The sequence below is a fragment of the Flavobacterium sp. HTF genome (assembly GCF_003105115.1).
In the GTDB taxonomy this organism is placed as follows: Bacteria; Bacteroidota; Bacteroidia; order Flavobacteriales; family Flavobacteriaceae; genus Flavobacterium.
In genome coordinates this window covers 48063-59628 of the sequence record NZ_QETH01000021.1, presented here as the reverse complement: position 1 = coordinate 59628, position 11566 = coordinate 48063, and the positions used below count along the sequence as shown (strand labels likewise).

At 33.2% G+C, this 11566-nt stretch carries 7 protein-coding genes and 1 pseudogene; all 8 read right to left on the bottom strand.

From position 1 onward, the window contains the following. Nucleotides 1-264, bottom strand: a pseudogene (locus DCO46_RS08965) (TPM domain-containing protein); the annotation flags it as partial. Between the two features lie 31 nt (nt 265-295). Further along, nucleotides 296-2323 (bottom strand): hypothetical protein, encoded by a 2028-nt coding sequence (locus tag DCO46_RS08960; RefSeq protein ID WP_116752217.1) that lies wholly within the window; start codon nt 2321-2323, stop codon nt 296-298. A gap of 80 nt (nt 2324-2403) precedes the next feature. Then, entirely contained in the window at nt 2404-3150 is a 747-nt protein-coding gene (gene fabG / locus DCO46_RS08955; protein ID WP_116752216.1) for a 3-oxoacyl-[acyl-carrier-protein] reductase, read from the bottom strand. Nucleotides 3151-3319: 169 nt separating this feature from the next. Next, nucleotides 3320-3547: a hypothetical protein gene (locus DCO46_RS08950; protein ID WP_116752215.1), complete on the bottom strand. Its 228-nt coding sequence runs from the start codon at nt 3545-3547 to the stop codon at nt 3320-3322. Between the two features lie 514 nt (nt 3548-4061). Continuing rightward, nucleotides 4062-5399, bottom strand: coding sequence for a DUF4302 domain-containing protein (locus DCO46_RS08940; protein WP_116752213.1), 1338 nt, complete (start codon nt 5397-5399; stop codon nt 4062-4064). Between the two features lie 34 nt (nt 5400-5433). Beyond that, nucleotides 5434-6294 carry a putative zinc-binding metallopeptidase gene (locus tag DCO46_RS08935; protein WP_116752221.1) on the bottom strand — a complete coding sequence of 287 codons (861 nt, stop codon included), beginning with the start codon at nt 6292-6294 and terminating at the stop codon, nt 5434-5436. Nucleotides 6295-6313: 19 nt separating this feature from the next. Beyond that, a complete protein-coding gene (locus DCO46_RS08930) occupies nt 6314-7792 on the bottom strand; it encodes a RagB/SusD family nutrient uptake outer membrane protein (RefSeq protein ID WP_116752212.1) in 1479 nt (492 codons plus the stop codon). A 10-nt stretch (nt 7793-7802) separates the two neighbouring features. Next, on the bottom strand, nt 7803-11516 hold the full coding sequence (locus tag DCO46_RS08925) for a SusC/RagA family TonB-linked outer membrane protein (RefSeq protein ID WP_116752211.1): 3714 nt from the start codon (nt 11514-11516) through the stop codon (nt 7803-7805). Between the last annotated feature and the right edge of the window lie 50 nt (nt 11517-11566).

Genomic DNA, 11566 nt, shown 5'->3' with positions numbered 1-11566 from the left:
ATCAATAGTTACAATTGCCAATTCAATTGTAGTTTCTTTTTCAAAATCAATAATTAGATTATCTAATTTTTCTTTCTCACTAACAGAAAAAATTCCTTCGTAATCATTTGTCCAGCCTACTGGTTGTGGTAAACTATCCCAAAATACTTGTCTGTATTGAGTTAGATTTTCAATTGCAGAATTCGATTTTTCTTTTTCAGAAGTTTGCCCAATACATTTAAATGTAAGTAAAAATATAAATAATAAAAGGACAGATTTTTTCATTTTGGAACAAATTAACTGAATATCAAAAAAACTACAAAAGTCCATTATATTTCCTTACAAACCATTCTGTTGTTAAAAGAGCAGCAATTAAAACCAACAGCCAAATCCAGTCAATTATGGGAGTTTTGGTTGAAATGTTTTTTTCAATTGATTTGTATTCTTTATTTTCTAAAAGAGTATTAATTAACTGATCTGCCTGATTTTCAAAGAATGCTTTTCCATTGGTTTGTAAAGCTAATTGTTTCAATTTCAAAACATCCGGATTTACAAATTGCTTTTCAATATCAAAATCTAAAATTTCAAAATGACCTGAATAACTGGTGTTTGTGTTTAATTCTTTTACTGAAAAATTATATTTTCCTGCAGACAATCCATCCAAATTTACAGAAAAAGAATTGTTTCCTTTTAATAAATCGTAGTTTTTAGTCTGCTTGGTTTCAGCATTTGTGATACTGATCGTAAGTCTTGCTTTTTCGTCAAACTCGTAGTTTTTATTGAAATATTGTGCATTTATTACGATGGCTTCTCCTGAATTGTAGAAACTTTCATGCGTTACCACCAATGATTTTCTGGAAGTACTTGACGCCAGGTATTGAATTATTTTATCTATAAAAACATCATATTTTTCAAAAGACTGGTTGTCTATATGACTTTGCATACGCCATTTCCAGCTATTTTCACCCAGAAGAAATGCGGTTCTTTTATTTTGATTTTCGGCGAAAGCCAATAAAGGTGCATTTGTAGAAACATTTCTGATTTTTGAAGAAAGCAAAACAGATACATTTCCGTTTGTAGAAACTGTTCCGAATACATTTTGTAGTGGCGGGAAATTTTCAAAACCGATATTGTCAATGGCAAACAAATTAAATTGTGACTGAAATTCGTTTAAATAATCTTCTACCTGCCCGCTCATTTTAAAAACCAGGTTGTTCTGTTGCTGGTTAAGGAAATTAAAATCTGTATTTTTTCCGGTAATAATAAAGGTATTTGTTCCGGCTAATTTATTGTTGTCAAAAATGGCCCTAAATGCCGTGTTTGGCTGATACAAAACTAAAACAGAAACATCCTGTAATAAATTGATTTCATTTGGCTTAACCAATATTACTTTACGTTGTGCATTAGATTCTATGGAACGTTTCAGTGCTGCAATATCCGGGTGGTTTATGGATGAAACTATTGCAATTGTTGACTTTTGATCAATTACTTCAACAGCAAAATTCTTGATATTATTATAGCTGTTTTTTTCTTTTGTATTAGAAGAAATACTGGCTTTAAAAATCTGCAATCCTACTTTGTCTGCAGGTAAAAGCAAATTTAGAGTTGCCGTTTTCTTTGCAGATGAAAAAGAAACTTTTTCTTTTGCGACAACTGAATTTCCCTGCATAATAGAAAAATCGGCCGTTGTATTTTTATCTCCTGCATATTGCAGAAAAACTTCGACAGGGAATTTATTTTTGTGAAATGCGTATTTATTTACATTCAGCTGATTGATTTTTAAATCAAAAAAAGTGGTTGTATCTCCCACAACCAAAGGATAAACTTTATTGACAGGATCAAAACGATATACGTAATCATTTCCTGTAGTCTGATTTCCGTCTGTAATAATAACGGTCGGAAAAATGATATTTCTGTTGATGCTTTTTAAATCCTTCGCGACTGCGTCTAAATTGGTCTGCTTTCCTTTAAAATCAAATTCTTTTGAAGATTTTAAGTCCGCATCAAACTGATACGACTGAATATCGAATTTTTCCTGAAGTGCAGCATTAGAAGTTAATTCTTTATACAATTCAAGAACTTTTTTATCTGATTTTAAAGCAGTGACAGATCCTGAATTATCTACTGCAATTGCCAGGGGTGTTTTTGTTATCTCCAGGGAGTTTTTTGTCACAACCGGATTTATCAGTAAAACCAATAGTCCAAAAATGGCCAAAAAACGTAAAAAAGCCAAAAGTATAATCACATTGGATTTACTTTTGGCTTTGAAAAAATATTGAAAATACGACAAACCACCCGCTATTACTATTGAAAGTAATAATAATAAAATCGTGTTTGTAGTCATATATATTTTAGTTTATAGTTTTGAGTTTATCGTTTTTGGTTGCAGAACAATAAACAACAAACCATTAACAATTAACAATTTTAGGTAAGCATTCCTCCGCAAACATTAAGAACTTGTCCTGTAACGTAACCGCTAAGGTCTGAAGCCAGGAATAAACATGCGTTTGCAACATCTTCCGGAGTTCCTCCTCTTTTTAAAGGAATACCTTCTCTCCATCCTTTTACTACATCTTCACCTAATTTTGCAGTCATTTCAGTTTCAATAAATCCTGGAGCAATTGCATTGCAACGAATATTTCTTGAACCTAATTCAAGTGCTACAGATTTTGTAAAACCAATTGCACCGGCTTTAGACGCTGCATAGTTAGTCTGCCCTGCATTTCCGGATACTCCAACTACAGAACTAATATTGATAATTGAACCTGCACGTTGTTTCAGGAAAGTTTTCTGAATTGCTTTTGTCATATTAAAAACAGATTTCAGGTTAACATCAATTACCTGATCAAAATCGGCTTCAGACATACGCATTAACAGGTTGTCTTTTGTGATTCCGGCGTTGTTGATTAAGATATCAACGGTTCCAAAATCAGCCAAAACAGCGTCAACAAAAGTTTGCGCTTCATTAAAATCAGCTGCATTTGATTGGTATCCTTTTGCTTTTACGCCAAGACTATTAAGTTCAGCTTCAAGTGCTTCAGCAGATGCTACAGACGAACTATATGTAAATGCTACGTTTGCTCCGTGTTTAGCAAAAACTTCAGCGATTCCTTTTCCAATTCCGCGGCTTGCGCCAGTAATGATGGCAACTTTTCCTTCTAGTAATTTCATATTTAGGTATTCGTTTTTATTTTTTGAAATACAAATATAGATTATTTGGGCGTTTAATAAAATTTGTCATTGAAAAAATGGCTTCAATAATCCTATTGATTAGATAATCAAATTAAAAAAAACCGTTTTAGAAAGTAAAACGGTTTTTAATTTTTTAACATTCAAATTTTTAACATTCAATAATAGTTCCGTCCGGTAAAAATGTTGGAAGACATGGTACTGGCTCATAAATATCTGCACATGGAAAATTTGGATAATTTGCCGGATTTGCCCCCACGGGAGCCCAGTTACCATCTGAACAAACCGGATGTACCGGTGCTCCTTTTCCGATAATGTTTTTTTGCTCTTCTTTACCAAGCACTTCAACTCCTCTTGAATTTAAAATTGATTTCAACATAATAGTAAATGTATTAGATATTCATTAGCTCAATCATTTTATGTCCGTTGAGATTCAGACTAATCGTGTTAAATTAAAAAACCAGAGAAAAAAAACAGCTCAAAATTGAGCCGTTCTCTTCAAAATAAAAATTAAAACTAAAACTTTATATGTGATCTTGTTTTGTGATAAAAAAGAAAGCTATCATTATTACAGCCATAAACAACATGCTGTAGATTGACGATTTAAAATTTTCCGTATTATTGATTTTGTCTTCTTTTCTTTGCTTATTTAAATTATAAATCGCAAAGGGAATTGCAAGGATTATCGATAGATATTGATAAGGCCTTAGGTACTCATAGTAATACTGGTTTATTAATAAATGTCCAATTCCCCAGATAAGAACTACAACAAGAGCTGGTGTAAAAATTTTCTTGATCATATTATCTTTAATTTTTTAATAGTGAGCAATTAAAAGAGACAGTTCAAAATTCTGAGCTGTCTCTTCTCAAAATAAATTAAAAACTAAAATTTTCTACAACTGATAAGTAGTCATTCTAAAACTGCTTGATGCACTGGTAAATGTATAAATAGTGTTAGTGTACGTAATTTTAAAATCTTCTCTTTTTACATATAATCCTGCGGTAGTCAGAAATTCTGCATCCAGTTCGGCTAAGAAGCCAGGTGTTGGAATTATTGCTGCGCCATCATCCCAATAATCATCAGTTAAAACAATTGTTTTATTGGCTGTATTTTCACTGGTTGTTACTGTGTGATACAGGCTTGGTTTTCCTCCATTGAAACGGTATTGTATATAAGTTCCAAAAGGTGAATTAAAATAAATCTGGATTCTGGCAATTTTTTGATTAGCTGGTAAAGTTGCATTTGCTTTATCAATCAAGTATCTGAAATAATCAGAAGTTGTAGAAGCTGTATATAGGTTAGCTGCTATATAACCAACTACCATTTGTGGCTGTCCATCCAATAATTTTTTGTAATCATCTGTAATTATTGGCGGTGAATTTGTGAATTTAATAGTTGCACTTACTCCACCCGTTCCTGTTGCTACAAAATTATTAGTTGCGGCGTCATACACAAAGTTTGATAATTTTTGACCTTTTACTACTACAGCCGGTTTTACTATTGCTCCTGTAGGAGTATAGGATAAAGCCAAATTGTGACTATCATCAGAATCTAAAGATGTTGCAACACCAAATCGGGCATCAGAATTAAAATCAAATTCATATTGATGTACTGCTGCTCCATCGTTTATTTCTAAAAGCCTGAATAATGGGCTTTCCATGTCTCCGGTAATATGTTCGATAATTGGAGTATTTCCGGCTAAGTCTGTCCAATCCTGAGAGGTTGCTTTGACAAATCTTATTTCCTGAAAGTTTCTGTTTGTTCTAAAAATAATCTCTCCATTTTCCTGTCCATAATAGAAAAACTGAAAATCACCAAGATATCCTTTTCCCAAAAGTGCTGGAGTTGGAAAATTATCAGACTGAGACAACAAATGGATTCTGTTGGCAGTAGTAAAAACTAAACTTACGGCACTACCCAACTGGATATCATACTGGCTTCTGTGAATAGAAGTATCACCATCATAATCTGATGCCATATCTACTTTCCCGTCAGGAAGAAATTTAAATAAATGGGTAAAACCTCCTAATTGTGTACTGTCTGTATAATAAACTAATTTCCATCCTTTATCTGACGAAAGTACAAGATCCTTTAATTCTTTTTTCTGAGCATTTAGACGCTCTGTTGGTGTACTGTCAAATTTATCGTCAACTTCTGTGTTGTTACAAGAAGCCCATAATATTGCTGTAAAAACAATAACAAGGTACTTAAGTATATTTTTTACTTTCATAATATTAATTTTTATAATTAATGTTCAGGATGTTTTATAGTTCAATAACTTCATCTGTATTCTTTTGTGCTTCATCTCTTAAAGCATAAAAATCTATACCGAAAGCATCTTTATAATACTGAACAACAATAGCTTCTTTTTTAATCAGATTCGCTTTGGCTGTCGGGCTAACCACACTTGCCAGAAACGCTGCATATTCTGCTTCTGAATATGTTAATATTGTTGATGCTGTTTCTGCAAAATCTTCGTAAACATTTAATCTCGCATAACTTGTAATAAATCCTAATTCTCTTGAAGTTGCAAGTGAATAAATATACCAGCTTGAAGTATATCCCGATGGTGTTAATTTTGACCAGGCCTGTACATCAAATGGTTTTGTCTGATTTAGGATGTGAACATACTCATGCTGAATAGTATGAATAAATTCGGTTACATCCGGTCTGCTATTTTTGTTCAGATAATCTACCTGAAAAAGCGTAACCCTTTGTCCTCCTTCTGCTAAACCTAATATCTGTGTACCTGTTGTATTAAGGTTTGTTCCTCCCACTAAAACAAATTCTCTTGGTGAAATTTTCTTAACAAAATCAGCTCCTCCGATAGTAGAATAACTATCAATCCAGATTCTTTTTACGATCTCAAGTGCAGGCTGTACTTTATCTACTGTTGGCGGAAACAAGAAACGATTGTTGTCTACCAAATTCTGGTTCCACTCATAATATACTTTGATATTGTAAGGATCTAAAAAACTACTCGTAATCCATTGATCTAAAGGAGTTTTACTAGGCACTGAATAATCTAACTGACTTTCTGTAGGCTGATCTTCATGAGCACAGGCTGCAAATAATACTGCTCCGGTAATTATTGCAATAAATCTTTGTACTTTTAATATTTTCATACTATTTAAAATTAAATTTTTATCTAGGATTTTTTTCGATACCATTATCTGATGCTCTTTGCGGTATTTGCAACGCTCTTCTCTTATCTCCTTTTGTCAAAACATTATTTCTGACTACTTGTCCGAATTGAACTGTGTTATGTGTTACAACAAGATCAAAACGTTTGATATCAAACCATCTCATTCCTTCCTGAATAAAATCTCTTCTTCTTGCTTCTGCAATAGCTTTGATGTAAGATGTTTGTAGCGGTGTCAAAGCATAAAACGGAGTGAACTCGTTTGCAACAGCCGGATATGTATCGACAATATATTCTTCAGTTAAGATATCTGTTGAAGGATCATAATCTTCAATTCTTGTTCCTAAAAAGTATTGCAATTCAGCCCTTGCTTCTGACAATTGATTTTTCATTACATGAGCTTCAATTCTGTTTAAGAAAAATTCATCATTACTCAACAGTACTGTTCCTGTGTAAGGCTCTCCAATACCTGCAGTTACGTTTGTATACTTAAAGTATTCGTAAAACTTAGGCATCAAAACATTATTTTCATAAAACTGTGATGTATAGATTAACCACGGTTTTCCAAAAAGATACGTATCAGAACCTAAAATTTCGTCTGCTCTGTTGGCAGAAAGATAAAATCTGTTTACATACCCTCTTCCTGCAATAGAGTTTGGATAAGCCACCAACAGGTTTGTTGGATTCTCAACTCTTGAATACACAATTTCTTTTTCAGCAGATGGTGCAGCATTAAAAGCATCATAATCTCTAAGGTTTGTTGGTTCTGAACCCAGATCTTTTGAATATTCCAATACTTTATCCCAATCTCCTTTTACTAAATAAAAACGGCTGGCAAAAGCTTTCGCAGCTTGTACATTAAAATGGTATTTTGGTTCTTTGTAATTACTTGTTACATACTTCATCCCTTCTGTAATATCCTGCTCAATAAAATCAAACACTTCTTTGACACTATTACGTTTGTATTGTGCCAGCAATGCTGTTTCTGGTTTTGTTACGTATGGTATACCCAAATCTGTTGCCGCAGTTGCAGGATTATAACGTTGTGACCAGAATGAAACCAACATAAAGTGCGAGTATGCTCTTGCAAATAATGCTTCTCCTTTTTGCGGATTTAAACTGGAAGGGTTTCCAAGTTCGTCAATTGCAACCAATGCCTGATTTGCAGCTGCAATGGCTCTATAGCATGAATTCCAGAAATCTCCTTCGGTATCAACACCAAACTGAGTTTGCATTTCCCAGTTAAAACTCTGGGCATTATCTATATTAGATGCCGCCATTTCACTGTCAAAAACGTTGTCAGACATTGTTTCTGCAATTACTGCATAAGTTCTGTCAGGATAGGCAGTTACTAATAATTCTGATATTTTTTCCGGTGTATCTATTTGAGTTCTGTTATCTGGTACTTCTGATAAAAAATCATCACAACTTGTGAGCGTGATCAATATCAATAGCGATAAAGTTATTTTTATATTTTTCATAATCAATTTATTAAAATGAAATATTTATAGCAAAAGTATATTGTGATGTAATAGGCAAAGCTACCCCTCCGGTATTACGGAATTCCGGATCTTGTCCGTGTAAAGCTTTGTCTGAATAAATCAACCAAGGGTTTACTGCTGATCCTTTTAGCGTAAATGTGCTAAGACCTAATTTTCTTTTGTAATCTTTTGGAAATTCCCAGCTAAGTGAAACATTTTTCAATCTTACAAAATCACCATCAGCAACTCTTACATCAGAAAAATTATAGGTATTGTATGCAATTGCTAAATCATTAGTTCCATAATTTCTGTTTAATAATCTATCTGCAATTACAGGAACGTTTGTATAATTTTCGTCTCCCGGATTAATCCATCTGTTTGTATATTCTTTTGTAAACACAGTTAAATCATTGTATTCATTACTGTAAACCGGGTTTAAACGAACTTTATTTCCTCCTGAACCTACTACAAAAACATATAATGACCAGTTTTTATAAGTAAATGTATTCGCTAAACCAATAGATTTATTTGGCTCAATAGACCCTTCATATTTCAAATATTTGGTAACATCATTTGTATCCTGAAAATCAGCTCCGGTAATGTTACTCCCTGCTCCGTCCTGTAAATTAAAGGTTGGTAAACCCTGATTATTCAATCCTGTAAACTGGTAAGAGTAAATAGAATTTCTAGGGTGTCCAACTGCATTTCCTCCATTTGAATCTACTAAATCAAAAGCTGATGGTCTGTTGGCTAATTTTGTAATTTTCTGATCATAAACTGACATGTTTAATGTTGTTGACCATTTAAAATTATCTGTTGAAATATTTTGTGTTGTAAAACCAAGCTCAATACCTTTTGTCTCCATATCGGCATTATTACCTTGTTTTACGTCTTCTCCACCTACACCAGAAGTAATTACATAATCAACTAAATCAAACGCTTTACGGCTGTAAACGTCTGCAGTCAACTGTACTCTGTTATTAAACATTCCTAAATCAACACCAATATTAGTTTCAAATTGTTTCTCCCAGGTCAAATCGCTATTTTGCAAATCTTCAATGTTTATTGCATTTTCTCTGTCTGAAAGATTAAAACGATCTGTGATATAACTTTTATAAATAGCTAATGAATTTGTCGCCGGACCAGCAGTTGCAGTAAGTCCGTATGAAGCTCTTAGCGCCAGAGTATTTATAGATTCAACATCTTTCATGAATTTTTCTTCAGCCACATTCCATTTTCCACTAAAAGTATATGTTGGAAGCCATCTTCCTGAACCGCTGTTTCCTTGTCTGTTAGATCCGTCATAACGTCCTGTGATAGATCCTGTATAACGACGATCGTAAGTGTAACCTACTTTTCCAAAGAAACCTACTGTTCTTTCTCTTTCTTCACCAAATTCATAATAAGAATCTCCTCCGTTTACAATTTTTTCAATCATTCTAGGGTCAATAAAAGAAGTAAGACCTTTGTCATATTGAATTCCGACAGCAGTAAAATTGTCATTTTTTCTGTCTACTGATCTAAGTTCTGTACCAAAGAAACCTTCAAGTTCATGTTTATCTTTAATTGTATTTCTATAAGTAATACTATTTCTGATATTATATGAAGTCATATCATTAGTGAATTTTCTTAAGAATCCACCACTTGGCAATACAGATACTTTTGGAGCAGTCGGATCATTTGGGTCCTGATACAAGAATACGTTGTCATCTTGTATTTTAGTATTTATATTATCCCCTACACCAGCATTATAGGCACCTACAACATTTGATCCTTCCATAACTTTGTGCTCTCTCGAGGTATTGGCATAACGTGCAGAACCAGTAAGATTATAAGTTAAGTTCTTGTTGATTTTATAATCAACATCCACCTGGAAACGAATATCATTTACTTTTATATCTAATGTATTGTTTTGTAATTCGTTAACAATATTCATTGGAGCCCAGTTGTTTTGGTAGTATTCAAAATTACCATTTTCATCATAAGGCCTCAAAGTTCTGCTGGTATTTAAAACATAATTAAATGGATTAATATCAAAATCCCTTGTAGTACGACCGTATACAACGTCTTGTTTGCTTTCATAAGCTCCAGGAGCACCCTGATTACGAATAGATCCTAATGTGGATAAAGTAACATTTAATCTGTCATTTACATAAAAAGTTCCTTTTATGTTAGATGACAATTGTTTAACATTATCAGCAATAGTCCATCCCGGATCTCCATAGTATCCTAAAGAAGCATAAAATGTATTGTTTTTTCCACCACCTGAAAAACTTAAGGAATGAGTTTGAGTGATCGAAGGTCTGAACAAAACACTAAACCAGTCTGTGTTTGCTAATTCATATTTTTTTAGAAAATTATTGATGTACGGCTGTTCATTTTTAACGCCAAACTGACCATTTGATGTATCGTAGCGATTAATTTCTTTTGCAAGAATATTATATACTCCACCAAATCTTCCAGTATATGAAGAACTTAAGTCAAGATAACCTTTTGCTTTCATTTCCTGAAAAACACTCATAGATTCCTGAGAATTCAGGATATCATATTGTGTATAACTAGGCACAGTTCTTACGGTATTCTCTACAGAATAAGTCACTTTTAGAGGTGAATCTCTACGACCTTGTTTTGTAGTAACAACCACAACTCCGTTTAAAGATCTTGAACCATAAATAGAAGTTGCAGATGCATCTTTAAGAATTTCAATACTTTGAATATCATTAGCATTTAAACCTGCTACAGAAGAACTTAACAATGTTGATGAATTTCCTGAAGCTAAATCTGCAAATGACATATTGATAATATCTTCCTGTACAACACCATCAATAACCCATAATGGTTTTGTATCTCCAAAGATTGAAGAAGATCCACGAACAGTAATTTTTGGAGCTGTACCAAAAGTTCCGGTAACGTTTTGAACCGTAACCCCTGCTGCTTTTCCTTCAATCATTCTGCTGACATCTACTACACCATCAACTTTTAATTCGGCACCTGAAATTTTACTGATTGCTCCGGTAAAAGTTCTTTTAGATGTTTTTTCGTAACCTGTTGTTACAACAACTTCTTTTAAGTTTTGGCCAGCTTCACTTAAAATTACTGTAGGAGACGTATTTTCTATTCCGATTTCTTTAGTTTCCATACCAACATAAGAAATCACCAATGCTGTACTGTTTGCAGGCATGTTGATCGAAAAATTTCCATCAAAATCTGTCAGAACAGCAATTTTTGTTCCTTTAGCCAAAACAGTTGCACCCGGAAGCGGAACACCGCTTGGGTCAGTTACTTTTCCTTTAATGATTGGCCCCTGCGCTAAAATATCAAATAATGTATTTTGCGTTTCTGCGCCTGTAAAAAGATTTTTATTGCTTTTTTGCAATACAATCTGATTACTAATTTCTGTATAAGTGATATTTAAAGGCTCCAGAATTCTGGACAAAATATCCGATAATGCTTCGTCATTAGCCTCTATACTAATTTTCTGGTTCAGTTGAGTTATTCTTGAATTATAAGAAAACTTTACGTGAGCAGATTTTGAAAGTTTAGATAGTGTATTGTCCAAAGTCAAATTTTCAACTGTAATTGTTACTTTGGTATCTAATTTCTTTTGTCCATTTATATCGTTAGCCATAGCAACACTTGAAAATACAAGCGCTAAGACAAACTGAAATAGTGTTATTTTCATGATTCGATGGAGTAATCGTTGTTTAACAACTGGTTTTTTCATAATTTTGGTTTGTTTTGATTAATACTGTTTAGAGCGTATTTTAAGAAACA